This is a genomic window from Bacillus sp. (in: firmicutes) (assembly GCA_017656295.1).
GTDB lineage: Bacteria > Bacillota > Bacilli > Bacillales > JACDOC01 > JACDOC01.
Genome location: JACDOC010000003.1, coordinates 168,732 through 192,933 on the forward strand (window position 1 = coordinate 168,732; position 24,202 = coordinate 192,933).

The following is a 24,202-nucleotide window of genomic DNA, read 5'->3' on the forward strand; positions in this document are numbered from 1 at the left end:
TCTTGAAGGATGTACTTCAAGAGCTTTTTTCTTTTCGCTGAACAAGCGCGCGAAAACTATCACTAAAGCCACCGTCACGAATTAAATACACAATAGATCGATTCCATTTTGCTTCAGGTGAAAACGGATCCGTTGCCGAGTGTTCAAGTAAATCATTTAAAATACCGTACTGAAGTAAAAATTCTTTTTGCGATGTAAAATTTTCCACAAAGCAACCATGCTTCTTACCTTCTGTCATTAAACAGTCGAACCAAATAGAATACGTCATATCGATTTCACCTATTTTCTGAAAGAGATTTTCGACGAGTTGGTGTTGATAAAATCCACGCACACTTTCTTTTTTCATACAAAGGCGTTCTTCCTCAGTAGTTCCGTAGTCAATGGTTAAAATCCATCCTTGTTTCATGTTCGTTATGAGCTTTATCCATGTATCGACCATTTTAATCGGAATTTCCCGACGCACACCTTCTGTTAACTTAACATTATACCGCTGTAAAAATTGCAGAATGTCCTTATTTGTTAACGGAAGATAGGTTTCCTTGAGTTGACCATCTTTTATAGTTATGGCAACTTCCCACATCTTTCCCTCTTTCTGCTGAATGACATGAACTGGAAGTGCGTCTAACCATTCGTTAGAAAACACAATTCCTTCTATTTCAAAGACTTGATTGAAATCAGAATAAAAAGTGACAGGATGTTTCTGAAGCTGTTGATGTTGTACGTAGCGGTGGTAAGGACTATGTTCGATGGAGATATATGTCAACTGTTCGTATAGAGATGGAAATTGGGATGCCATTTCGTTTAAAAAAGCACTAGCAAACGTTCCGTCCCCGCTTCCAATTTCATAAAATCGGATGGGGAGTTTTGAATTGGTCCATTTTTCCACAGCAAATCGGACAATGGTTTTCGCAAACGCTCTAGAGACATATGGGGATGTTACAAAATCAAAACATTTTCCAAGTTTTGGTTTACTTTTCATATAATAACCGTATTCTTCATCATATAAAGCAAAAGATATAAAATGTTCATACGATACGGTTTTATCATAACGAAATAGCTTGTTTATGATTTGGTTCATTTTTTCTCTCCTTTAGTTATTAACATTGACATAGTGGAAACTTTGCTTTATTGTATAATTAGTAGCTTAACTTTATCCCCTCCCAGATTGAAAAGAACTAACATCCCCCGAAAAAACCCTTCTCAACAAGAGAAGGGTTTTTTCTTTACCATATCGTATGATGAACCTATTTTTTATATTCCTTTAAAATCCGTGTATGAACGGATTGTGGTCCATCTCATCTTGGATGGTCGTTTCTACTCCATGACCAGGTAATACGACCGTTTCCTCAGGAAGTGTTAGTAACTTTTCGTGAATAGTTTCAAGCAGCTGTTTATGGTTTCCTCCTGGCAAGTCTGTCCTTCCGATACTTTGATAAAAAAGGACATCTCCAGCAAAAACAATCCCAGCCTCTTGGACAGTATACGACACACTTCCAGGCGAATGACCTGGCGTTTCTAATACTTCTAATGTAAATGGCCCAACAGTTAAAGTCTCTTCTTTTGTTAAAATATAATCAGCTGGTTTGACACGAATAACGTTTTCCGGAAAGAAAAATTGGGAGCCATTTAGCGAAGGATCGAATAACCATTTAGCTTCTTTTTCATGGACATAAACAGGTATGGAAAAATAGTCTCGTAACGCATCTACCGCGCCGATATGATCAAAATGTGCATGAGTTAATAAAATAGCCAAAGGGGTTAACTCATTTTTCTTTAAATATTCAATTAGTTTTTCACCTTCTGCGCCAGGGTCAATGACTACACATTGATGATTGTTCTCTAAAAAATAGCAGTTCGTTTGTAACGCTCCTAATGGAATTCTTGTCCATTTCATCCTTATCATCCTCCTAACCATAGTGTACACGACATTTGCGGCAAAATCGAAGCACAATCGTTTCATAAAATACACAGAAATGTACATCCTATGAATAACATCTTTCATGAAAGTGTCACTTTTATACCTCGACAAACGTAGAAAAAGGCATTACAATAAAAGCGAGTATTTATGTACTTACATAAAACGTTGGTTTTAATGTTGAAGGCTCTCTAGATTGAAGAAAGGAGTAATACAAATGGGTCTAGTCATTATTTTTGCATTAGTTAGTTTACTAGCCGTATTTGCTACTATTAGTGCATTAAAAAACAAAAATGTTTTAGGCATTTTATTTGGATTAGCAACAGTTGGCGTATTTGGTTGGTTTACAATCATGACCGTTCTTCACCACGGATATCCAGCTGCACACTAATATCGAAAAAAGGAGCTGATTTTTCCCACCAGCTCCTTTTTTTGTTCCTATTTTTCCTTTAATTTAGCTCGAACCGATTCAAGTTTCTCCTCCATTTTTCTTTTTTTATCTCTCCGGTCATCGATTCGAATGTTTGTTGCCACCCGGTGAACTCCTTTTTGAAACGGTGCTTCGTGAATCGCTTGAATGACTTCAAATAGATCTTTTAATTCCCCTTCAATAATCGTATTCATTGGAGTTAATTGGAAGCGAATTTTTCCTTCTTTTTCAAACGTGGTTAACAGGTCATGTAGTTCAGCTACATAAGAACTAATACTTGGAGAATTCGTTCCAATTGGAATTACTGTGACATCTGCGATGGCCATTTTATTCATCCCTTTCTTCGAGTTGGATTAACTGTTTGATTTCCTTTTTTTCCAAATCAATGATTTTGTCTAGTTGGTAACCAATCAAACAATTATTTCCTGACGGTGCACATTGAATTGGCTCGTTTGTTGGGTATTCGATGATTTTCGTTTTTTCTTCAGATGTTAGGGAAAATTGCACGAGTTCAAACCCTTCATTGTAAGAATCGGAATCCGTTGAGCGGTATGGGACAAACGTATAAAAACGGTTGGTTTTCGGAACATAATCATAAAAAGGGACAAGCCAATCCGTATATTGGGATAAATGAGGAACCTTCCATCCAGCTATTTTCGAAAAAGAAGTCTCTTCATAAAAATCGTACTGTGCTAACCCCTCATTCTCTTGAACGTTCGATATTGTCATCACATATGGTGAAACGACATCCACATGATACACATGTTGTAAAAGCGTTGTTTCTGTTTCATTTTTAAAAGAGTACGCCTTTAATGGCCCATCAATAAACGGTTGGTCTGTGTTCCAATCGATATACAAAAAAGAATCACCATCATTGTACCATTTAGAAAACGGATTGGAAAGGTAAACAGTTTCTAAACTTTCTTCGTACCAATTCCAAATGTACGTATCATACGTCCAATCTTCATAAAATGCGGTGATGAGTAACTGGTGTTCATTATGTGGATTCCAATGAAACGATAATTCAAATGATTCGATGAATGTCGACGTATAAATGTCCCCTTCCAAATTTACTACCGTTAGCTCTCCTGCATAGGTAAATGGAGCCGTATGGACAAGAAACTGATTTTTCGTTGGACTCACCTGAACGTCCACTATAGGATGTTCGGTTTCATATAGAAGTTTTTGTTTACCGTCATATATATCATAAAGAAGTACTTTCGACATTCCAGAATCGTTGATGATGAAAATTATTTGCTCATCATTGATCCAATCAATCACCTTTTCAAACTGTCCGGTAGCTAAGGTTAACGGCTGAATCGTCCGTTCGATAGAGGGAGAAGGTGTCTGATTTTCTTGTCTCGTCGAGTCATCCGGACCATTTGATGGAGAATCCTTTACACACGCGGTTAAAAGGAAGGAGCTACATATAAAAAAACTAATTAGGAGATAAGAGTGACGAAAAAACATTGATAACCCCCTCCTCCCTAATATCTTCTTACATTAATATGTACGTAATAAATTGAATTTTGTTTCATGTAAACGAAAGCAACCCATAGAAAAAGCCGAATAACTCGGCTTTTTCACACTATTAATCATATAGTGAAACAAGAAAAATTCCTAGTACTTCTTCATAAATTTGATCAAATTGTGATAACGGAAGGGGATTCATTCCTTTTCCTAATTCTATCGTAAATCCACTTTTCCGATATTCTTGAATAAACCAATCTCTGTAACCAGCATAGCTATCTACGTATCTTACTGAGCAATAGCCACAAACTTGTTCAAACCGTTTTGCTAAATGAGCTGACTCCTCCGGTTCAAGTCCTTCGTATCCCCAATAAAATTCTTTACCTTGCGTATGAAGAGCGAGCAACCGATCAAACTTTGATTGGTTGGCTAATTGTGCCATCGCTATTGCTTCTGGTTCACTTAATGGTTTATATCCTGGAAAATCTCTCGGAGCCGGCGCCTTTTCTTCTTTTCGTTTACGTTCAATTTCCCATTTAGCTGGATATTGATTATTTAAATCAACACCACGAATGTTTGCCTTCCATCCTGAAAAATCAGTTGAACCTTTATTTAGTTTCAAGAGTTCGTCCTTTTTATTCAGCGGAGGACCGTTGAGGACTAAATTCACCCCATCCGGATTCACCATAGGAACAGCCGAAATTGTATTTTTTTCATATAACGGAAGGCTGACCACTTCTCGAATTGGTTGGGAATTGGTTAATGATAATACATAATCATTGAGAAACGTCATTAAAACAGGAGTGGTAATCCATTCGTTTGCATGAAATGAACCATTCATATGCACTTTTCTCTTCCCGCGTCCAATAACTAATTCATACAACGGACGACCATCCACACTTTTTCCAATAATACGTTGACGAATGAATGGATAGATTTCTATAAGTTGCTTTAAATCTTTTTGCAGGACATCAAAAGAATAATTTGTCTTTCGATTCATTAATCGAGTTGTTATCCGTTCTGGAAGGCAGATGAGTTCTCCAACAGGTAATTGAAGAGGGTTGACTTGTTGATTTAACAAAAATAATGCATCAACATCAATATTTTTCTGCTGGGCGAGTTTCCAAAGCGTATCTCCTGGTCGAACCGTATAATTGACAGCAATAAACCCAGGAATACGGACACATTCTCCAATTTTTAAATTTTGAGGCTCAGTTTGACGGTTCGAGTCAATGATAAGAGCTAAAGGGACATCAAATAATTGGCTGTAATAATCTAACGTATCTCCTTCACGGACAGTTACGTCCATCATGAACACCTCCCTTTCTCCTTTAACATTTATGTTATTTCTAGCTTTTCATGACTAATTCAGAAAAAAATGCCTATATAGAGGAGGAAACCTCTACATAGGCATGTCGTTTATTTTGCTTCCTTTGTTTCAAAATAGTAATTTTCTTTGTCATAGAAACGTAATAAGTCACCGTAAATTACTTCGTCAGAATACTCAAGTTCTTTCGCCGCTTTTTCCATATATGGTTCACAGTAAGAACGATCAACTGGCTGCTCTGTTTCTTTTGAGTAGCACACATTGTCGGTAAACACATAATCCGCAGTTATAAAGCTTCCATCGCGTAGAACGGCGAAATCTTCATGATCTTCGCTGAACAAGTCAGCACCAAACTGAAGATCGTTTTTCGTTTCAATTCCTAAAAGATGAAGGAGCGTTGGACGTAAGTCAATTTGACCTCCTACTTTGGAAATAACTTTCCCTTGATGACCAGGAATATGAATGATTAACGGTACTCGTTGTAATTGCGTACTTACAAAAGGAGTTACTTCTTTTCCTAAATATTGTCCCATCGCTTCATTATGGTTTTCAGAAATTCCGTAATGGTCTCCATACATAACAATGATGGAATTTTCATACAAACCAGCATCTTTCAACTGTTGGATAAAGTTTTTCACCGCTTCATCCGTATAGCGAACCGTCGTGAAATAACGGTTGACTGTTTTATCATCAGAAGTAAATTCATCAATAAACTTATCTTCTTCTTCTACAATGAACGGATGATGGTTCGTTAACGTAATTAATTTTGTATAAAACGGTTGAGGCATTTCCTTCATATGAGCAATAGATTGTTCAAAGAATGGGATGTCTTTTAATCCCCAACCAACGGAGTTTTCTTCCGTTACTTCATAGTCTTTCATAGAGTAGTAGTAATCGTATCCAAGAGATTGGTACATCACGTCACGGTTCCAAAAGCTTTTATTGTTGGCATGCATACCAGCTGTAAAGTATCCATGTTCTTTCAACACTTTAGCCATTGAATTATATTCATTACCTGAATGGGTAAAGAATACCGCTCCACGGCTAATTGGGTAGAGGGAATTATCAAGTAAAAACTCAGAGTCGGATGTTTTTCCTTGACCGGTTTGATGATAAAAGTTTTCAAAGTAATAACTTTCTTTAATAAATTCATTTAAGAATGGCGTAATTTCCTGGCCATTCACAGTGTTATTAATAACAAAGCTTTGTGTGGACTCTAACGTAACAATAATTAAGTTTTTTCCTTTGGCAATACCAAATAATTCATCATTCGGTTTCGCATAATTGGCCTTCACGTAGTTTTCAATTTCTACTAAATTACTTCCATCCGCAAGGGCTCGTTGCGCAGAAGACTTAGATTGAAGATAAATATCATATAAGTGATAGTTGTATGTTCCAATATTTTTGACCAAGATTTCACGGTCAAACGTACGCGTTAACAACTCTGGTCGTTCTGTTTCAGCTAAGCCAAGGTTGAAGAACATAACAGCAATTGTAAATAGGAAATAAGCTCTTCTTTTAACTTTTGTAAATGAAGCCAATTCGACAAGCGTAGGAAACCATTTCACAATAACCAATAATAAGATAACATCTGTAAAGTAAAAAATATCCGTTACCTCTAATAATTCAGTAACACTACCACTTTTTCCTAAGTCAGCAAAGTTGCTTGTTTGAAATAGAACAGGTAACGTCAAGAAATCGTTAAAAAATCGATAAAACGCTGCGTTTGCGTATAATACAAACGAAACGATAAAGCTCGTTATTAAAATGTAGAGAACTCGTCTTTTTTCACTTTGGAAAAACAGGCTGAGTCCGAAAATAAACAATAAAAAGCTTAACGGGTTGATAAACAAGATAAACTCTTGCATTGCATTTTCAATCGTTATATCAAAGCTAGTTTTATAGACAATGTACGTTTTTAACCATAGGAGTATCGTTGCTAAGGTAACCAGTGATATCCTAGGTAGTTTCACATTCTTCATCGCGAAAACCTCCTAGTTGGAAAAAATTTCTAAAAACTTACATTTTTTAGGATATTAACTACAACAATCAGTAACTATCTTAATACTTTTTTTACAAAAAATCAAACCGTTCTTTAAAGATTTTAAGTAAAATACTATTTTCAATGGTATTCCTCGACTCATTTTTTTAGACGTACATACCTATAAAAAAGTTTCGGTTTTCGGAAAAAATTTATGACCGTCATTTTTCACCTAACTACTCATTGGAATGAAAAAGAGTTCTCCTACATGGAAAACTCTTTTTGGAACCGGTTATCGTTGCAAAAGATGTTTAGCAAGCCATGCCGCTCCAATCACTCCGGCATCATTACCAAGGGTAGCTAGCGCTAATTTGGTAGAGGTGCGAACTGTCGGAAACGCAAACTGATCAAAATACGAATTTATCGCCTCAAGAAGCATATTCCCTGCTTTTGACACCCCACCGCCAATCACAATGTATTCCGGATTTAATGAATTTCCTAAATTGGCTAATGCTAAACCAAGGTAAAAGGCTAGTTGATCAACAGCCTTTTCAGCCAATTCATCTCCTACCTTAGCAGCATCAAATACATCTTTAGCCGTTAACTTGTCTAATGATTTTTGGCGTAACGAAGAAGGGGTGTCTTCCTTAGCTAGCAGCTCTTTTGTCATTCTCACAAGACCTGTAGCAGAGGCAACCGTTTCGAGGCACCCAGTTTTACCGCAGTTGCACAATGCACCACCTTGCGGAATAACGGTAATATGCCCAATTTCACCAGCGGCACCATTGACACCGTGAACAATATGTCCGTTCGAAATGATCCCACCGCCTACTCCAGTACCAAGCGTTACACAGACGAGCTCTTTCGCTCCATCTCCCGCTCCTTTCCACATTTCCCCAAGAGCGGCACAGTTAGCATCATTTTCCGCAATGACCGGTAATCCTGTCTCTAGCTCTAACATATCTTTGAGTGGGTACTCGTTTTCCCATCCTAGATTGACAGCTCCAAAAATTATCCCGCGTGAAACATCAACAGGACCTGGTGCTCCTAAACCAATACCGAGAAGCATTTCTTTCGAATGGCCGAGCTGTGCTAACATCGTATCAATCGATTTGGCGATATGAACGATGATGTGCTTTCCTTTGTCAGAAACATCTGTTGGAATTTCCCACTTATGTACAATTTCACCATACCAGTTAAGAAAAGCTATTTTGGTCGTTGTTCCACCTAAATCGACACCGACTAACCATTTATCTACCATTTGTTTCTCCCCACTTATTTCGATAATCTCTTTTCCTTTTCTCTCTCTATTTCTTGTCTTAGTAGAAGCATTGCCGTTTGAAAATGACGAGGCTCAATTAATTGAGACTTAAATAATTCGCATAATTCCTCTTCCATTAATTCTAAATCAGCTAATCGATCACCAATATAAATAATAGTTCCATATTGTTTTAAAAATTGCTGAATATCGTAGATGCTTTTCACGATTTCACCAGCTTCCTACATCATTACGTACATTAGTATAGTGGATGACGGTTCATGTGACAAGAAGCATCCAGTTGTTAATACAAAGTTATTAAAAGTAATCTCACCACTCACCTTACCGATCCGGATCTTGTGGATGTAGAAACGTAGGCCGACGATTTTTCAACGGAATCGGTGAACGGATAAAGACATCCCGGAACGCACGATAATGAAATGGAATAAATGGCCATAAATACGGGATACCGAATGCTTTCATTCGAACTAACAGGAAGATCCATAAAAATGTCCCAATGACAAAACCAATCACCCCGAACGCCGCCGAAGCGAGCAATAACGCAAGTCGAACTAATCGATTAGCTAAACTCATCTCGTAACTAGGGGTCGCAAACGAACCTATGGCTGCTATAGCTAAATATAAAATAACTTCATTCATAAATAATCCTACTTCGACAGCCACTTGGCCAATCATTAAGGCAGCGACTAAACCGAGAGCTGTTGCTAATGAGGAAGGGGTATGAATGGCTGCCATTCGGAGCATATCAATCCCTATTTCAATGATAAAAAATTGAACAATCAATGGTAATGCTCCCTCTTCATTCGGACCAATAAAAGATAATGCTTCAGGAAGCAAGGATTCATTTTCGGCCAACAAATACCAAAATGGTAAAAGAAAAATAGACACCCATACCGCCAAATACCGTACGAGACGTAAATAAGCCCCCACTAATGGTTTGTTGCGATATTCTTCGGCATGTTGTAAATGGTGCCAAAAGGTTGTAGGTGTAATCATAACGCTTGGAGACCCATCAACGATAACACAAATATGCCCTTCAAACAAATGAGCAGCCGCTGTGTCTGGCCGTTCTGTATAGCGAATCACCGGATAAGGGTTCCAATGTCTTCCAGATATATATTCTTCTAATGTTTTTTCCGCCATTGGCAGACCGTCCGTATCAATCTTTGACAACGATTCCTTTAGTTTGGCCACGGAATCTGGATCCGCGATATCTTCTAAATAACAAATGACGACATCGGTTTTAGATCGTCTTCCGATTTGCATATATTCCATGCGTAACGACCGATCACGGACTCTTCTTCTCGTTAAAGCAGTATTAAAAACAATTGTTTCCACATATCCATCTCTGGACCCTCTTACGACACGTTCAATATCCGGTTCTTCAGGACCTCGTACGGGATACGTTCTAGCATCGATGATAATTATCGGGTCAATTCCTTCCACAACAAGTGCTGTTGGCCCCGAAAGAACGATGTCTACGACCTCTTCTAAATCGTTGTTCGTTTCTACTTCTACATAGGGAATGTACGTTTTTAATAATTGATCTAACGGTTTATTCTCTAATTGGTCTTCTCGTAGACTAGACAAATGCTTCATTAAATAATGTAAAATATCGTCTTTTACAAATCCATCAACCATAAAAAGGGCCATATTTCGTTCAGCATATACTAAGTCGAGCTTGATTACATCAAAATTTTTGTCTACCGCTAACGTTTTTTCTAAAAAGGTTACCTTTTCATCAAAGGAAAGTTTCGTCTCTTCCAATGTCATCACCTCATACGTACCAAACTCTAGAACCATCATTGACATTGGAAGAAAAAAACATACATTAAACATAATTTTCCCGACCGCTCATATAATGGAGGTATAGCGGACAAACCTAACGGAGGAAACAATTTTATGAAGCAAAAATATATGATTGTAGCCGTATGGCTGCTCATATGTTCCTTCATCGTTATTATAAAAACAGAAAAACCAGTACGTGAAAGTATCATCTTTTTCCCAATTAATCAAAACATTCGTTTTCAAACGGCTAGTACGGTGTTAACGTTAAAAGAAGAAAAACGAAACGATTATTTTCAAGTCGTTTGGAAGATTATGTCGAAGCTACAAGAGGACGCTTATTTACGTCAAGATATCGGCCTTTTGTATGAAAATGGTAGATTAAAAGGAAAAATGAATGGATGGGAACAAAACACGGATCGAATTGTCGAAAGTATGATTGTATTAGGACAGGAGAGCAGCTTATATCAAGCCATTTCATTTCATTATGCCGAAATCCATGACAATCAGACGGATGACATTACGAGTGCCCAAACGATGACAAACGATCATTTGTACGTTATTGATTCCAATTTTAGCCCCCTTACTTCATTTCGAGAAGCAAGTAATAACTTAGAAGAGGAATGGGAACACATTTTAGACCATGTTACGAAACAGCAATTACAATATACTTGGACGAAAGGGTTACAGATATTTAAGATCAATAGAAGCGATTATATAGAAATTCCGTTAACTTCCTTACACACGTACGAACATGAACCCTTCCCATCTTATTCTATTGAAGACACTCAAATCATTATCGGAAACATTTGGGAAGGTTTGTACAAAAACTATTTTCTCGGAATAAAAACAAAAGACGGCGTAGTTGATCCGTTAAACAGTATAGTTCCCCTAATTTTGTTCCCTAAAAAAGGGAATCAATTGCTTATTTTAATCGTAACAGGAGATCAAGAACCCTTTTTACTTAAGCAACAACTTCCCACTTCAAATTAAAAATCAAAATATTTAAACTTAAATAGATAGCTAAAGGATATTATGTTTAATTTAAAGCAAATATCCTTTTTTTATTACTTCTTAAAACCTTAATTGAAATTTACTTGTCAAGTATAAGTACAGAGTTACTAAAATAGAGCAATTTTTCGCATACTACATCATATGAGTGGGAGGTGAATAGAATGGGTAGCTGGAACAAACAAGCAAGTAGAAATAACAATATCCAACCCAATTTAAAGTTTATCAATGAGGAACAAGCAGAAAAAAAAGTTCAGTTTAGCGTCCAAAATCAATATGGAATAGAAACAATGATACAAGAAGTAAAAGACGTAAAACCTCCACTGAAATGACAATAGAAACAGCAATCTGTTTTAGCGGATTGCTGTTTTGCATCATTAAAAAGATATATCCAGATGCGTTCTATAAATTTTCATTTTGTTGCTTTATCTCATCTTCACCAATTATTGCATTTGCTTTTTCTAAATTTTTGTGTTCATCTACGGAGTCTCCTGCGATATTCTTTGGTTCTTCAAGTGGATCGTATGCTTGAATAGTAATCTGTTCTTTTTTAGCTGCTGGCGTTAAATAATCTTCAGTCCTTTTCATACATGCAACTCCTTTTATTGAAGGTCTCCGTATTTAGTTTAGCTCAGGCGGTTCCCTTTTTACTCCCTGTTAGAAGGGGAAAGAAGAGTCTCCGCAAAACCGTTTCCTTTTCACATCGTTACACTCTCTTTACCACGATTTGCTACTTCCCCCAAAATCGATTTATTTCCACCTCTTAGCCATTATTAATAGCTTTTAGCTGCACATACAAATTAAAGATAAAAGGACATCACATATTACTCCATACGAATATGCAATGTACTTAAGAGGCTTTAAAGGCGATTAAAATTTCTTATATATTATGCTAAATAATCTATTTGAAGACCGTACCACATCCCAATGATTATAAGGGCAATACTTATTACGAAAAATAGAAGTTGTACCCACTGAAAACGTTCCTTTGGTAAATGTACAATTCCTGCTGCTAAAAATCCTCCGATAAGTCCCCCAATATGTCCAGCATTATCAACAGCCGGAATGATAAAGCCAATCAGAAGATTTATTCCTAACAACGTCAGTAAGTTAGCTCCCATTGTTCGAAAAAATAAAGATGGACGGCGCACACCAAAATAAAGAAGGGCTCCAAAACAACCAAAAATCGCTCCACTAGCACCTGCAGATAACGATGGTGACAAAGCAAAACTAGCGACCGTACCAAAAATACCGGAAATGATATAAATCATTAGGAATCGACTATTCCCAAAAATTCGTTCGACGATGGAACCGAAATAATATAAAGCAAGTGAGTTCATCAATAAATGAAGTAATCCGATGTGTAAAAACATCGGTGTAATAAGCCGCCACCATTCCCCCTCTTGAATGAGTGGATTAAATTTTGCTCCATACTGTATTAACGTTAATGGGTTTTGGCTTCCCCCAGCCCATTCCAACACCATAAACATCATGATTTGAATAACTAAAAAGAAGTAGGTAAAAAGAGGTTTCCCTACCGTAAATAAGGCTTTCTCCTCTTTTTCTTGTTTAATGGATGTAAGAATTGTTGCCTGCTGTTTCCACATCACATCTGCCGACGATACTTGGTTAATGGGTGGAAACGGAAGCGGTTGTTGTAAATGAGCTGCGATTTGATTCCAATTGGCAAATGTATGATCAAGAATAATCGACGTGACCTTTGTTCTAGGTGCCGATTGTTCTGAATACGGTTTTTCCAATCGAAATTCATAATCATCAACAGGGGGATACATCGAAATGTATATATTTAAAATGTCTAATTCTCGTTTAAATCGTTCTTTTCGTATTTGTTCACCTCGATATGCGGTTTGCTCTATATCCCTTTTCAACCAATTGCTCCAATCGATATCAAAACGCTGCAATCGAATCAAGGGAAACGGCCCTTTTCGATTCCGTTCAAACCATAGCTCTCGCTGGTTTTCAGACAATTTAATTAACCGATAATCTTCTTTATTTACAAGATGAAAAGCGAGGCTCCAAAATACATAATCTAGTTGAACAATCAATCATCCGTCCCTACCTTCGCCAAATTTTGGGGAATTGTTTATTATTTTCATTTTATCTTACTTTCAACAGAATGCCCATTATTTTGATTCATAAAAAAAAGCGGGGTTATCCCCCGAATATTGAAACGATGCGTGAACGGAACCAAGGAATGTTCTCAATGACGCGTACAAATAGTTTTTGTACCATTAGACTACCTAATAACATATTGACAACACGGTATCGATATCGTTGAATTAGAAAAAAACATAATACTCCAACGAGTATCAACCAAATTTTTTTGTCCATCGTCATCCCTCCTATTTGTAGTGTGTAACATCCTAAGAAATTTATCCTTTTCTCTACATGAAAGGGAATGCGAGGATATCAGAAAACAGCCTAGATCTTTTATTGTTTGGTACAATTGATGAACTCATGTTCCGTAATTATTTGTTGAACAGGTATATCATGGGGTTCATTCGGAATATGATCAATTAGTTGACAAGAAAAAGCTAGTGATACCGTTTTCCCCTGATAGTCTTGTAAGTATCGATCATAATACCCTCCACCAAATCCGATACGATATCCCGATTGGTGAAAAGCTACTCCCGGGACGATCAGTAAATCGATTTCCTCTTTTCGAACTTCTTCAGTTTCTAAAAGTTTCGGTTCATATAAATCTAAATACACATTTTCAAGTTGTTTGAATGATTCAATGACGTGAAAATTCATGCTCCGCTCTTTAGGAAAGCATCGAGGGACAACGATACGTTTTCCTTCTTGCCACCCTTTTCGTATAATTTGCCACGTATCGACTTCTGGACGCCGAGAAATGGTGACACCTATTGTTGAACTATGGTTCCATTCATCGGTTTGAAACAACTTTTGAGAAATTTCAAATGAGTTTTGTTCATATGTTAGCAGGTCCATAGCAGCTAACCGTCGTAGAATCTGTTGACGCCATTCTTTTTTATTCATGGTGTTCATCCCCTTTGTTTTACATTTACGAATCGATTTCGTACAAAGAAAAAAGCAGCAGGAATGTTCCTACTGCTTACTTTGTTTCGCGGTGTAAAGTTACGCGCTTTTCACGTGGGCAATATTTTTTTAGCTCAAGACGGTCTGGATTGTTACGCTTGTTTTTTGTAGAAATATAGTTACGCTCACCGCACTCAGTGCAAGCTAAAGTAATATTTACACGCATGCTATTCCCTCCAATACTTCATTCACATGTTGTTCATCTTCTCATACGACTTTTCTATCATATCACTTTTTTGAGGGAAATGCTAGTCTGTTTTTTAATGCGTAATGCATTTTTAGTACTTCCTCGTCGTCTGATCCATGAACCATCCAAATATTAGCTCCCGTTTCAGCAAATGGATCGAGGGTGAACTCAAACATCATCATCCCCATGACAAAGCCTTTTCCACATGGACGGTAAGAAATTTTTCCTTTTTGTAAGTAGGAATGTATTTTTTTATTTAATTGTATAGAAATTGGTTGAATCGACGGAGTCACAGCATACGACTTTAACACATGTCCATTCATTAAACTCCAGCCCTTACCGTAATAATGCCATATAGAATGATGCTTAGGAGAAACGTAAGCAAAATGGTCCTTCCCATAAACCTTTGGTTCATAAAATACGAACAATTTGACTAACTTCATTTCTTCCTCTCGATTAACTATTGGAATTTGAATCCAATCAATACCAACCGATCTGTACTCTTTTATAAAACCAAAGGTGACTCCTCCTACGCTCTCCTCTTGATGAACCGGTTCTTCTACACAGCGATATTCCCCGTTCACCCAAAGCACAATCAACGGGTTGATGGTCTCAGGCACAATACGTAACGTTTCTATATTTTTCATTCGGCGTCATCCTTAATTTATTTTTTTACAATCAATCACTGACCAGTACCTTCATTTAGCTGTGCTTCTATTTGAATGTCTTTCATGATACGAACCGTTTCTTCTGCAATTCGGTCCCAACGGTACAAATGTGACGCAACTTCTTTTCCGTTAAGCGCTAATTTATGAGCTAATCTGCCGTTTGATAGGAGGCGTTGTAAACAGTTTACAAGGCTTTCAGGATGATTCGGTTCCATAAATAATCCTGATACACCTTCTTGCACAATTCCTTTAAAACCACCTGTTTTCGACACTATAATCGGTACTTGAGCCGCCATAGCTTCAATAGCTACAATTCCAAAAGGTTCATACGTACTTGGAAACACGGAAGCATAGCTGCTTGCTAGAAGAGCGTTTCGCTCTAATTCGTTGATATATCCAACAAAATGGACATGTTCAGCAATTCCTTTTTCTCGTACCATTTGTCGATAAATTTCAAGTAGCGGTCCTGTTCCCCCTATGACAAAAACAATATCGAGACGGTCGGCTATTAGTTTTTGGGCTGCTTCAATTAGTGTGTCAAACCCTTTTTCTTTTACCATTCGTCCAAACGATGAGATGATTTTTTTTCCTTTAGGAACGAGAGAAAACTTCTCCAATTGTTCAATTCGGAAAGCGGCTTGTAATTCATCTACATATACTCCGTTTGGAACGACAGATACTTCTTTCTCTTGAAGAGAAAAAATTTGTTGAACTTCGTCTTTCATAAATTCGCTACATACGATTAGATGATGGGAAGCTTGAATCAACTCTTCTTCCGCTTGATGGATAAACGATTGAAGTGAGGTATATATACCTTGATTTCGCCCAAATTCTGTTGAATGAATCGTTGATAGTAAAGGAAGTGAAAATTTATTCTTTAATACTTGAGCAGCGGTTCCCACCATCCAGTCGTGTGCATGGATGACATCAATTTTCTCTTTTTGAAGAATAGAGGTCGCTTTGATAACAAGTGCTTGGTTTAACATCCCTACCCATTTTTTAAAATCTGCCTCTACTACATGCAACGGTATGACCCGATGGACATGGACCCCATTGACAAGTTCTTCTGCTGGTAAAGAATGTTTATTGGCAGTAACAACATGAACCCGTATGCCTTTCTTTACTAACGATTGGCTTAAATCATAGACGTGACGAGCGAGACCCCCTATTGTATTTGGAGGAAACTCCCAGCTTAACATAAGAACAGAGAATGGATGGTTTGTTTTTGGCTCTTTCCGTCCTCTTCGATTGATTTTTCGCGGTTGTTCTTTACCAAAAGCAAATAATCCTTCACGATATTTTAGAAAATGGGAGTTAATATGTTGATTTTCAAGCTGGTCCTTTAATTGCATAAATGATTCTTCAAATTGACGAATCAATGGTTCTACATAAGCAGGCGGCTCCTTTAAAGCTAACAAATGCAAATACATCATCCACTCTTTTTGTAGTTGCTTTCGAACCCGATCAACCATTGAATGGCCGCTATTTTGTAATAATGAAAGGATGTGCTCCATCCTATGAGCTGTTTTTAGTTTTGATAAAACGTGCTCTTCAACGATCGACCGCTCTTGTTCCATTTGCTCATACGTAAACGGGAAGTGAACAATGTGTTGCCATGACTGTTCGTTAGAATAGGTTAAAGAGGACGTTTCATTTTGTAAAACCGACCATTCCCCTTTTACGGTATACCGTTTCACTTTTCGTTCATTCGCTATGTCTTCCTCTTTTTTACCCACAGGAATGACTACCCATCCGTAAGGAGTGATTCTTCCCTGTTTTTGTCCCGGTACTTCCATTAAAAATGTTCCACGAATTCCTTTTTGCAATAAATATCGCTCAAGTCCAGGTACGTAGGCCATCGAAGGTAACCACAGCCAAGCTGGTTGCTCTTTAACGTATTGTTGCCATATGGAAATGGTCATATCTACTTGTAGTGTGAGTCCATAGTGAGTTCGTAAAAGTGGAAGAGGAAAATCGCTCACTATAGTTGGTAGTAAGATTAATTGGTTCTTTCGTTGGTACGACTGAATGATTTTCGTTATTGATTGATCGTATTTTAACCAAATATACAACCATTCCCTTTTTCTTTCGTCTTTGGCATATTCGTTGAGGATATGAGTCATTCCCTCTTGAAATTCTTTGGATTCAAAAAGTGACAAAAAAAGAGGATTTAATACAACGATATGACAGGGAGATGGAGATTGTTCCAAATGTTCTATGATACTAAACCATTGTTGGGCATGCCAATGCATGTAATGGATTCCGTCTTGTTGTTTTAATAGCCTTAAAGGAATGTACGGAATGGATGGTTTCCATACAAGAGGAACTTCATTTACCATAATACCCCTCCACTAATTATTTATATAGTACGAATAAACTGAAACGTGCTCAACCCATTTCGGCTGCTGGTCTTCACCGCGGACATAGCGTCGAATATTTTGCTGAAACTCATCTGGCATAGCCTCATTCATCAATGGAACATGAATCGTATTTGATCGGAGAAGTGGAAGAAAATCGTGATGATGTTTTAATCCAAGTTCGACGCAGTAACACCGGTTTCCCTTTAACCCTTTGAGCATCCATTCTTCACAATGTGGAGGAATCGGTATTTCAAAAATGGAATGAGCATTAGAGCCATTGAAATGAATGTTTGTTACGTCGTAAACACGGAGGCACAATTTTTTCTCATTACTTAACTCACGATAATAAAGCGCTACGGTATCCCAAACTTCGTTAGAGATACTCCAGTAAACAAAAGCTTTCGTTGGTTGAATGAGTGTTAAAAACATATCATTTGTTTCCGAGAAGAATTGAAAGGTCGGGAAATGGTCTGCAGGAGTATTGACTTTCGCGGTCCGTTTTTGGTCATCAATAGAATCAAGTTGAATTTTTCCTTCTTTGTATTTTTTCCATTGATATTGAACTTTCCCTACCGTTGTATTTAATTCCTTTGCAATTTTTCGAAATGATAGACCTCGCTTTCTTAAGTCAATAATTTGTTCAATCACTGTAAGTCACCTCATATAAAATTATAAATATATGAATCAAGTGAAAAATTATGACAATTCTTTCTTTGTTTATCGTAACATTGATAGGTTAAAAGGACAATAAACGCATTTTGTCGGATTATGTATGATTTTCTTATGATCGATTTCACACTTCTGTCCCTTTTGGTTGTAAGCTATAATATAGGTAGCAAAAGTTGTATAATACAGGAGTGAAGTCATTTGGAAACCGTTTTAATCATCCTTATTTCCATTTCGATCGCTTTGTTCATTTTGTCATTTTTCCAAAAAGATCGGACAAAGCAATTGGAGAAAGAGTTTGAAGAATTCACCCTATCTGTAATTCAAGAACAATACCAAATGAAAAAAAGATTAAAAGTATTAGAAGAGGAATTATTAATTCAAGAAGAAACGTCACCGTTCAGGGCTGTTCCAAAGAAAAGGCCGCAAGTGCATGAAGTAGTAAAAAATCAAGTGCTCGCCCTGCACCGTCAAGGGCTAAGCTTAGACCAAATTGCCAAACAATCAGCGCTCTCTTTGCAAGAGGTATATCAAATCATCGAATCGCATAGATAGGATGTTGAGAACATGGATCGAAAAGTAACAAGAGCATTTGCAGCAGGACTATTCGTATCATCCTTAACCATCTATGGCTACCATACATTTTTCAACTCACCGAGTACGAAAGAAAATACTGTCGAAACATTTGTCAAAAAAGAAACGTATGATGAACTCGAACAGTCATACGAAACCTTAAAAATTGATTATGAACAGACCCAACAAAAAGTTAAACAGCTGCAAGAAGAGACAAATAAAATAGAAAAACAATTGGTGTACATTCTTGAAATAACACAAGGAATGACTCCATCAGACATAAGTGACAAACTAGAAAAAGCCGGCATTATAGAAGATGGAGGGTCTTTTACGAAATTCTTGGTTGAAAAAGGCTACCATCGAACAATACAAATCGGTACATATAAAATAACGAACGACATGACCTTCGAACAAATTGCAGGGGAAATTTCAAGTTAATATCACAAGGTAAGGGGGATGCATTTTTTTGAGTACTTTTTCCGATAGAAAAATACTACTATCAATCATTTGAAGTTTACACTGTTGCCAGACGAACCGCTATGTTGTGAAAAAAATAAACATATCCGTTAAATTCTCGGTAACCGCTATACCATTTCGTCAAAACCTAATGAACCTTCAAATACAAAAAACCGGATGAACTTAACTAGTTCATCCGGTTTTTTTAATTCAGTTATTTAAATCGTAGTGACGTCCTTTTACTAAATAGAAGATGCTTTCCGTAATGTTTGTGACATGGTCAGCCGTGCGCTCTAAATAACGACAGATGAATGAAAGCTGCGTAATTTGTTCGATTTTTTCTGGCATTTGATGTGTATATGAAAGTAACTCTTGAATGGTTTGACCATATAAGGAATCGACTTTATCGTCCATTTCCGCTACCTGCTTTGCTTTCACGATATCTTCTTCTTCGAATGCCTTCATTGTTAATTCAATCATAGATGAGGCAATTTGATGCATTTTTTTAATATGGTCAATCGGTTTGATTAACGGCTCGTTTCCAATGCGAATCGTTGATTTTGCGATATTTACCGCAAAATCGGCAATGCGCTCTAAATCGCTTGCGATTTTTACGGCCACCATAATACGACGTAAGTCAATAGCCACCGGTTGCTGTTTCGCAATTAAAAGAATTGCAAAATCATTAATTTCTTCCTCTAATTTATCTACTTTCGCATCTTCTTCCATAATACGTAACGCATCGTCAATATTTTGTTGTTCTAGTGCCACGATTGCTCGATTTAAGGCGTTTAAGGCATACTCACCGAGTTCGACTAACTTATCTTTAAGTTCTTGTAAATCGTATTGAAACTTTTCCCGTACACCCATGATTGCTTCCCCCCCTTATACAAATTATCCGAATCGTCCTGTAATGTAGTCTTCCGTACGCTTGTCGGAAGGATTGGAGAAGATTTTATCAGTTTTATCATATTCTACTACTTCTCCGTTTAGGAAGAAAGCCGTTTTATCAGAAATACGCGCCGCTTGCTGCATGTTGTGTGTAACGATAATGATACTGTAGTCTTTTTTCAATTCTTGAACGAGTTCTTCTACTTTTAATGTAGAAATTGGGTCAAGTGCCGATGTTGGTTCGTCCATTAAAATAACGTCAGGCTCAATGGCTAAACAGCGAGCAATACATAAACGTTGTTGCTGACCACCGGATAATCCGTACGCATTTTGATGTAAGCGATCTTTTACTTCGTCCCAAATCGCTGCACCACGTAAGCTTTTCTCTACAATTTCATCAAGAATTTTTTTATTACGGATTCCGTGAATACGTGGACCATACGCGATATTGTCATAAATAGATTTAGGGAATGGATTTGGTTTTTGGAAAACCATTCCTACTTTCGTGCGTAACTCTTCCACACGATAGTCTTTATCAAAAATGTTCCGCCCACGATAACGAATTTCCCCGGACGTTTTCACGTTTGGTACAAGTTCAATCATGCGGTTTAATGTTTTGATGTAAGTTGATTTACCACATCCAGATGGACCGATAATCGCTGTTACTTCGTTTTCCATTACGTCTAAATCAATATTTTTTAACGCGTGGTGATTTCCGTACCAAAGGTTTAATTGCTTTGTTTCATAAATCGGCTTTTTCACAACTTTCTTTTCTTCCTTATGCTCTTTTGTTACTTCTTCCTTTTTCTTTACTAACGTGATTTCCATGTTGAAAACCTCCCTCATCCAATCGAAAAAATTAATAACGGTTTTGGAATTTGTTTCGGATCAATACCGCAATCGAGTTCATAACAATTAACAATCCTAATAAAACGATAATACCGGTTGCCGCTAAGGCATGGAATTCTTCTTGAGGTCGACTCGTCCAGTTGTAAATTTGCATCGGTAATGCCGTAAACGTATCAAGCACACCCTTCGGTAAGAAGGCTAAGAACGTTGGAACACCAATAACGACTAGCGGAGCGGTTTCACCAATCGCACGGGATAAAGCTAAAATGCTACCTGTTAAAATTCCTGGAATAGCTGCTGGTAAAACAACACGTAAAATGGTTTGCCATTTCGTTGCCCCCATTCCGTAAGAGGCTTCTCGTAACTCTTTTGGTACAGAACGAATGGCTTCTTGGCTCGCGACAATGATAACTGGAAGTATTAACAAACTCATTGTTAAACCAGCGGCCAAAACACTGTTTCCTAACATAAAAGCCCGTACAAAAATGGTTAAACCAAGTAATCCGAACACTACGGAAGGAACTCCAGCTAAGTTAGAAATGTTCACTTGAATAAAGTTCGTCACTTTATTTTTCGGTGCATACTCTTCCAAATAAATCGCCGTTCCCACTCCTAAAATGAAGGAAACAGGAGCCACAACAGCCATCAACCAAATGGAGCCAATTAATGCTGCTTTAATTCCGGCCTTCTCTGGAAAACGTGAAGGGAAGTTTTGAAAGAATCCCCAATCGAGATATCCAATTCCTTGAGTGAATATCCGATATAGAAGGATAGCAAGAACGATTAATCCGAATGTTGTCGCAACGAAAAATATTCCTCGAAAAATGTTGTTCGTGAGAATTCGCGAAGACATTCTCTCAACAACTGTTGAATGATCCACGTATTTCATTAATATTCCTCCCTAAAGCGCTTAGCAATGTATTGTGCTAACAAGTTCATCGCTAACGTAAAAATAAACAGAGTCATTCCTACAGCATAAATACTGTAGTAAATCGTTGTGCCGTATCCAGCATCACCTGTACTTACTTGCACGATATATGCAGTCATCGTTTGTAACGAGCTCGTAATGTCCCAAGATAGATTTGGTGTTGACCCAGCTGCGACTGAAACAATCATTGTTTCACCAATCGCACGTGAAATCGCCAGTACGATTGAAGCGACAATACCCGATACAGCTGCAGGTAAGACAACTTTCATCGTCACTTCAAACTTCGTAGCACCAAGAGCTAGTGCTCCTTCACGAATGGCTTTTGGCACAGATGACATGGCATCCTCTGATAGGGAGGCGATCATTGGAATAATCATGATTCCGATGACAATTCCTGGGCTTAAGGCGTTAAAAATTTCTAACGAAGGTATAAGTTCTCGTAAAACTGGTGTTACAAAGGTTAACGCAAAAAACCCGTATACGATTGTCGGAATTCCTGCTAATACTTCTAAAACTGGCTTTATCGTCCGTCTCGTTTTTTCGGATGCATACTCACTCAAGAAAATGGCAGATGCTATCCCGATTGGTACCGCAACTAACGTCGCAATAACCGTAATTTTTAACGTTCCAGTAACGAGTGGAAGAATTCCGTATGATGCTTGTTCTTCAGAGAACGGATACCATTCCTTTGAAGTTAAAAACTCAACAATGGAAACTCGTTCGAAAAACGTAAGTGTTTCTTTAAATAATGTAAATAAAATGCCGATCGTTGTTATGACTGAGACAGTTGCAATACAGAACAAGATGATTGGAACGAGTTTTTCAAATTGTTGAAGCTTGTTCTTTTTTCGATTTTGTTCAATCATTTCTTGGATTGAAACCTTTGGTGTTGCCATTTTTTGAAAACCCCTTTCATCCACATGGCAAGATGAGAAGCAAACGTTACCTGCTTCTCATCCATTTTCGTTTTAGTTTGTATTACTTAAGGCTTTCAAGAGTTTCAAGAGCCTTTTGATATTCTTCTTCAGGAAGTTTTACGTAGCCTACTTCTTCAGCAAGCACACTTGCATTTTCAAGAACGAATTTTACGTAATCATATACGGCTTCGTCTTCAGCCACAGCAGAGTTTTTCACATAAGTGAATAGCGGACGTGATAGTGGGGAGTATTCTCCGCTTTCGATCGTTTCGTTGGTTGGCTCAACAGGACCATTTCCACCATCAATCGGAACAACTTTTAATTGATCTTTGTTTTCAAGGTAATACGCATATCCGAAATAACCCATTGCGTTTTTGTCACCAACGACACCTTGTACAAGAACGTTGTCGTCTTCAGAAAGTGTAGCGCTTTTCGCGATTGGTTGCTCCTCAAGGACTACTTCATTAAAGTAGTCGTAAGTACCAGAGTCACTACCTGGAGAATAAAGTTTGATTTCTTCATCTGGCCACTCTGGACGGATGTCTGACCATTTTTTCACTGTTCCATCTTCAATCCAGATTTTTTGAAGTTCTTCAATCGTTAAGTAGTCCACCCAGTCATTTTCTTTGTTTACTACAACAGAAAGACCATCATATGCAAGTTTGAATTCTGTATAGTCGATTCCCTTTTCTTCTAATTCCGCTTTTTCAGAGTCTTTAATCGGACGAGAAGCGTTGGAAAGTTGAGTTTCACCTGCGATGAATTTTTCAAATCCGCCACCCGTACCTGAGAAACCGACAGAAACTTTTACACCAGGTTGTTGGATCATATATTCTTCTGCTACTGCTTCCATGATTGGATAAACGGTTGATGAACCATCGATTTTTACAGTACCTTCTAATTGTTTTTGTTCTTGAGCTGCGTCAGAGCCTTCACCGTTTGTACCAGTATCTGCTCCGTTTCCGCATGCAGCGAATACTAAAGAGGTACCAATTGCTGCTGTTAGGGCTAAAAGCTTCATTTTTTTCATTCCGTAATTCCCCCTAGAATTTTTCGTTTGATTGCTTACGTTTAAAATACTAATACATCTCTTTTAAAGTGGTTTTAATCTATTGTTAAGCTTTTGTAAATACGCATAGTTTTATGTGTTTTAGCATCATTCAATTATTGGCAGGAGATTTGTTGAAGTTATAAAAAAAAATAAAATAGGTAAGTAAATATTTTATAGAAATCCTAAGATGGGTTGTCAGAATCAAGAAGTGAATGATCCATATTGGTAATCCATTGGTCTGAGGATAGATGGAGTTTACTAGAGGACGGTTACGAAGTGAAGTATGTTTGTTCGATAAGGTCTCTAGTAATCTACAAAATATGTTCAAAAATCTTGATAAAGTGTCAACTTCGTAATTTTTAGAAATCTGTCCGAAA

Annotated in this window: 27 protein-coding genes; 5 read left to right on the forward strand and 22 right to left on the reverse strand. The window is 37.5% G+C overall.

Annotation, left to right across the window (positions count from 1 at the left end; genetic code table 11):
* Nucleotides 1-16 precede the first annotated feature (16 nt).
* The gene (locus H0Z31_04925; protein ID MBO8176786.1) at nt 17-1,078 is read right to left on the reverse strand and encodes an SAM-dependent methyltransferase; all 1,062 of its coding nucleotides are present in this window, start codon (nt 1,076-1,078) and stop codon (nt 17-19) included.
* A 183-nt stretch (nt 1,079-1,261) separates the two neighbouring features.
* Nucleotides 1,262-1,894: an MBL fold metallo-hydrolase gene (locus H0Z31_04930; protein ID MBO8176787.1), complete on the reverse strand. Its 633-nt coding sequence runs from the start codon at nt 1,892-1,894 to the stop codon at nt 1,262-1,264.
* A 238-nt stretch (nt 1,895-2,132) separates the two neighbouring features.
* Here H0Z31_04930 and H0Z31_04935 point away from each other — a divergent pair, with 238 nt between their 5' ends.
* Complete coding sequence (locus tag H0Z31_04935) at nt 2,133-2,306, forward strand: DUF2759 domain-containing protein (protein ID MBO8176788.1); 174 nt, start codon at nt 2,133-2,135, stop codon at nt 2,304-2,306.
* A 47-nt stretch (nt 2,307-2,353) separates the two neighbouring features.
* Here the strand turns inward: H0Z31_04935 and H0Z31_04940 are convergent, their stop codons facing one another.
* The 7 genes from H0Z31_04940 to H0Z31_04970 form a co-directional block, all read right to left on the reverse strand.
* Nucleotides 2,354-2,671 (reverse strand): MTH1187 family thiamine-binding protein, encoded by a 318-nt coding sequence (locus H0Z31_04940; GenBank protein ID MBO8176789.1) that lies wholly within the window; start codon nt 2,669-2,671, stop codon nt 2,354-2,356.
* Nucleotide 2,672: 1 nt separating this feature from the next.
* Nucleotides 2,673-3,815, reverse strand: coding sequence for a hypothetical protein (locus tag H0Z31_04945; protein MBO8176790.1), 1,143 nt, complete (start codon nt 3,813-3,815; stop codon nt 2,673-2,675).
* Nucleotides 3,816-3,936: 121 nt separating this feature from the next.
* Entirely contained in the window at nt 3,937-5,124 is a 1,188-nt protein-coding gene (locus H0Z31_04950; protein ID MBO8176791.1) for a LysM peptidoglycan-binding domain-containing protein, read from the reverse strand.
* A gap of 110 nt (nt 5,125-5,234) precedes the next feature.
* Nucleotides 5,235-7,124 carry an LTA synthase family protein gene (locus tag H0Z31_04955; GenBank protein ID MBO8176792.1) on the reverse strand — a complete coding sequence of 630 codons (1,890 nt, stop codon included), beginning with the start codon at nt 7,122-7,124 and terminating at the stop codon, nt 5,235-5,237.
* Nucleotides 7,125-7,415: 291 nt separating this feature from the next.
* The gene (locus H0Z31_04960) at nt 7,416-8,384 is read right to left on the reverse strand and encodes an ROK family glucokinase (GenBank protein MBO8176793.1); all 969 of its coding nucleotides are present in this window, start codon (nt 8,382-8,384) and stop codon (nt 7,416-7,418) included.
* Nucleotides 8,385-8,398: 14 nt separating this feature from the next.
* Nucleotides 8,399-8,608 carry a DUF910 family protein gene (locus tag H0Z31_04965; GenBank protein ID MBO8176794.1) on the reverse strand — a complete coding sequence of 70 codons (210 nt, stop codon included), beginning with the start codon at nt 8,606-8,608 and terminating at the stop codon, nt 8,399-8,401.
* 115 nt (nt 8,609-8,723) lie between these two features.
* Entirely contained in the window at nt 8,724-10,175 is a 1,452-nt protein-coding gene (locus tag H0Z31_04970) for a spore germination protein (GenBank protein ID MBO8176795.1), read from the reverse strand.
* A gap of 129 nt (nt 10,176-10,304) precedes the next feature.
* Between H0Z31_04970 and H0Z31_04975 the strand changes: the two genes are divergently transcribed.
* Both H0Z31_04975 and H0Z31_04980 read left to right on the forward strand, forming a co-directional pair.
* Nucleotides 10,305-11,180: a hypothetical protein gene (locus H0Z31_04975; protein ID MBO8176796.1), complete on the forward strand. Its 876-nt coding sequence runs from the start codon at nt 10,305-10,307 to the stop codon at nt 11,178-11,180.
* A 182-nt stretch (nt 11,181-11,362) separates the two neighbouring features.
* Nucleotides 11,363-11,530, forward strand: coding sequence for a hypothetical protein (locus H0Z31_04980; GenBank protein MBO8176797.1), 168 nt, complete (start codon nt 11,363-11,365; stop codon nt 11,528-11,530).
* 70 nt (nt 11,531-11,600) lie between these two features.
* Here the strand turns inward: H0Z31_04980 and H0Z31_04985 are convergent, their stop codons facing one another.
* The 8 genes from H0Z31_04985 to H0Z31_05020 all read right to left on the reverse strand — a co-directional run bounded on the left by H0Z31_04985 (nt 11,601) and on the right by H0Z31_05020 (nt 18,142).
* Nucleotides 11,601-11,786: a hypothetical protein gene (locus H0Z31_04985; protein ID MBO8176798.1), complete on the reverse strand. Its 186-nt coding sequence runs from the start codon at nt 11,784-11,786 to the stop codon at nt 11,601-11,603.
* 299 nt (nt 11,787-12,085) lie between these two features.
* On the reverse strand, nt 12,086-13,264 hold the full coding sequence (locus H0Z31_04990) for a rhomboid family intramembrane serine protease (protein ID MBO8176799.1): 1,179 nt from the start codon (nt 13,262-13,264) through the stop codon (nt 12,086-12,088).
* A gap of 106 nt (nt 13,265-13,370) precedes the next feature.
* Nucleotides 13,371-13,550, reverse strand: coding sequence for a hypothetical protein (locus H0Z31_04995; protein MBO8176800.1), 180 nt, complete (start codon nt 13,548-13,550; stop codon nt 13,371-13,373).
* A 99-nt stretch (nt 13,551-13,649) separates the two neighbouring features.
* Entirely contained in the window at nt 13,650-14,219 is a 570-nt protein-coding gene (locus H0Z31_05000; protein ID MBO8176801.1) for a 5-formyltetrahydrofolate cyclo-ligase, read from the reverse strand.
* 76 nt (nt 14,220-14,295) lie between these two features.
* Nucleotides 14,296-14,445, reverse strand: a complete 150-nt coding sequence (gene rpmG, locus H0Z31_05005; protein MBO8176802.1) for a 50S ribosomal protein L33 — start codon at nt 14,443-14,445, stop codon at nt 14,296-14,298.
* A gap of 62 nt (nt 14,446-14,507) precedes the next feature.
* Complete coding sequence (locus tag H0Z31_05010; protein MBO8176803.1) at nt 14,508-15,113, reverse strand: hypothetical protein; 606 nt, start codon at nt 15,111-15,113, stop codon at nt 14,508-14,510.
* Between the two features lie 35 nt (nt 15,114-15,148).
* Nucleotides 15,149-17,473, reverse strand: coding sequence for a glycosyltransferase (locus tag H0Z31_05015; protein MBO8176804.1), 2,325 nt, complete (start codon nt 17,471-17,473; stop codon nt 15,149-15,151).
* A gap of 12 nt (nt 17,474-17,485) precedes the next feature.
* Nucleotides 17,486-18,142, reverse strand: a complete 657-nt coding sequence (locus tag H0Z31_05020) for a DUF4912 domain-containing protein (protein MBO8176805.1) — start codon at nt 18,140-18,142, stop codon at nt 17,486-17,488.
* A gap of 219 nt (nt 18,143-18,361) precedes the next feature.
* Between H0Z31_05020 and H0Z31_05025 the strand changes: the two genes are divergently transcribed.
* Both H0Z31_05025 and H0Z31_05030 read left to right on the forward strand, forming a co-directional pair.
* Nucleotides 18,362-18,715, forward strand: coding sequence for a hypothetical protein (locus H0Z31_05025; protein ID MBO8176806.1), 354 nt, complete (start codon nt 18,362-18,364; stop codon nt 18,713-18,715).
* A 12-nt stretch (nt 18,716-18,727) separates the two neighbouring features.
* A complete protein-coding gene (locus H0Z31_05030) occupies nt 18,728-19,171 on the forward strand; it encodes an endolytic transglycosylase MltG (protein MBO8176807.1) in 444 nt (147 codons plus the stop codon).
* Nucleotides 19,172-19,399: 228 nt separating this feature from the next.
* Here the strand turns inward: H0Z31_05030 and phoU are convergent, their stop codons facing one another.
* From phoU to H0Z31_05055, 5 genes are all read right to left on the reverse strand, one after another.
* Nucleotides 19,400-20,059 carry a phosphate signaling complex protein PhoU gene (gene phoU, locus H0Z31_05035; protein MBO8176808.1) on the reverse strand — a complete coding sequence of 220 codons (660 nt, stop codon included), beginning with the start codon at nt 20,057-20,059 and terminating at the stop codon, nt 19,400-19,402.
* A 24-nt stretch (nt 20,060-20,083) separates the two neighbouring features.
* Nucleotides 20,084-20,908 carry a phosphate ABC transporter ATP-binding protein gene (locus tag H0Z31_05040; protein ID MBO8176809.1) on the reverse strand — a complete coding sequence of 275 codons (825 nt, stop codon included), beginning with the start codon at nt 20,906-20,908 and terminating at the stop codon, nt 20,084-20,086.
* 31 nt (nt 20,909-20,939) lie between these two features.
* Complete coding sequence (pstA, locus tag H0Z31_05045; protein MBO8176810.1) at nt 20,940-21,818, reverse strand: phosphate ABC transporter permease PstA; 879 nt, start codon at nt 21,816-21,818, stop codon at nt 20,940-20,942.
* The gene (gene pstC, locus H0Z31_05050) at nt 21,818-22,753 is read right to left on the reverse strand and encodes a phosphate ABC transporter permease subunit PstC (GenBank protein ID MBO8176811.1); all 936 of its coding nucleotides are present in this window, start codon (nt 22,751-22,753) and stop codon (nt 21,818-21,820) included. Before pstC ends, pstA begins: the two co-directional genes overlap by 1 nt.
* 82 nt (nt 22,754-22,835) lie before the next feature.
* On the reverse strand, nt 22,836-23,804 hold the full coding sequence (locus H0Z31_05055; protein MBO8176812.1) for a PstS family phosphate ABC transporter substrate-binding protein: 969 nt from the start codon (nt 23,802-23,804) through the stop codon (nt 22,836-22,838).
* Between the last annotated feature and the right edge of the window lie 398 nt (nt 23,805-24,202).

What these genes read in the sequence shown, in the direction of transcription:
- H0Z31_04925 (MBO8176786.1), bottom strand. Translation starts at nt 1,078, where the DNA reads ATGAACCAAATCATAAACAAGCTATTTCGTTATGATAAAACCGTATCG.
- H0Z31_04930 (MBO8176787.1), bottom strand. Translation starts at nt 1,894, where the DNA reads ATGAAATGGACAAGAATTCCATTAGGAGCGTTACAAACGAACTGCTAT.
- H0Z31_04935 (MBO8176788.1), top strand. Translation starts at nt 2,133, where the DNA reads ATGGGTCTAGTCATTATTTTTGCATTAGTTAGTTTACTAGCCGTATTT.
- H0Z31_04940 (MBO8176789.1), bottom strand. Translation starts at nt 2,671, where the DNA reads ATGGCCATCGCAGATGTCACAGTAATTCCAATTGGAACGAATTCTCCA.
- H0Z31_04945 (MBO8176790.1), bottom strand. Translation starts at nt 3,815, where the DNA reads ATGTTTTTTCGTCACTCTTATCTCCTAATTAGTTTTTTTATATGTAGC.
- H0Z31_04950 (MBO8176791.1), bottom strand. Translation starts at nt 5,124, where the DNA reads ATGGACGTAACTGTCCGTGAAGGAGATACGTTAGATTATTACAGCCAA.
- H0Z31_04955 (MBO8176792.1), bottom strand. Translation starts at nt 7,124, where the DNA reads ATGAAGAATGTGAAACTACCTAGGATATCACTGGTTACCTTAGCAACG.
- H0Z31_04960 (MBO8176793.1), bottom strand. Translation starts at nt 8,384, where the DNA reads ATGGTAGATAAATGGTTAGTCGGTGTCGATTTAGGTGGAACAACGACC.
- H0Z31_04970 (MBO8176795.1), bottom strand. Translation starts at nt 10,175, where the DNA reads ATGACATTGGAAGAGACGAAACTTTCCTTTGATGAAAAGGTAACCTTT.
- H0Z31_04975 (MBO8176796.1), top strand. Translation starts at nt 10,305, where the DNA reads ATGAAGCAAAAATATATGATTGTAGCCGTATGGCTGCTCATATGTTCC.
- H0Z31_04980 (MBO8176797.1), top strand. Translation starts at nt 11,363, where the DNA reads ATGGGTAGCTGGAACAAACAAGCAAGTAGAAATAACAATATCCAACCC.
- H0Z31_04985 (MBO8176798.1), bottom strand. Translation starts at nt 11,786, where the DNA reads ATGAAAAGGACTGAAGATTATTTAACGCCAGCAGCTAAAAAAGAACAG.
- H0Z31_04995 (MBO8176800.1), bottom strand. Translation starts at nt 13,550, where the DNA reads ATGGACAAAAAAATTTGGTTGATACTCGTTGGAGTATTATGTTTTTTT.
- H0Z31_05000 (MBO8176801.1), bottom strand. Translation starts at nt 14,219, where the DNA reads ATGAATAAAAAAGAATGGCGTCAACAGATTCTACGACGGTTAGCTGCT.
- rpmG (MBO8176802.1), bottom strand. Translation starts at nt 14,445, where the DNA reads ATGCGTGTAAATATTACTTTAGCTTGCACTGAGTGCGGTGAGCGTAAC.
- H0Z31_05010 (MBO8176803.1), bottom strand. Translation starts at nt 15,113, where the DNA reads ATGAAAAATATAGAAACGTTACGTATTGTGCCTGAGACCATCAACCCG.
- H0Z31_05015 (MBO8176804.1), bottom strand. Translation starts at nt 17,473, where the DNA reads ATGGTAAATGAAGTTCCTCTTGTATGGAAACCATCCATTCCGTACATT.
- H0Z31_05030 (MBO8176807.1), top strand. Translation starts at nt 18,728, where the DNA reads ATGGATCGAAAAGTAACAAGAGCATTTGCAGCAGGACTATTCGTATCA.
- phoU (MBO8176808.1), bottom strand. Translation starts at nt 20,059, where the DNA reads ATGGGTGTACGGGAAAAGTTTCAATACGATTTACAAGAACTTAAAGAT.
- H0Z31_05040 (MBO8176809.1), bottom strand. Translation starts at nt 20,908, where the DNA reads ATGGAAATCACGTTAGTAAAGAAAAAGGAAGAAGTAACAAAAGAGCAT.
- pstA (MBO8176810.1), bottom strand. Translation starts at nt 21,818, where the DNA reads ATGAAATACGTGGATCATTCAACAGTTGTTGAGAGAATGTCTTCGCGA.
- pstC (MBO8176811.1), bottom strand. Translation starts at nt 22,753, where the DNA reads ATGGCAACACCAAAGGTTTCAATCCAAGAAATGATTGAACAAAATCGA.
- H0Z31_05055 (MBO8176812.1), bottom strand. Translation starts at nt 23,804, where the DNA reads ATGAAAAAAATGAAGCTTTTAGCCCTAACAGCAGCAATTGGTACCTCT.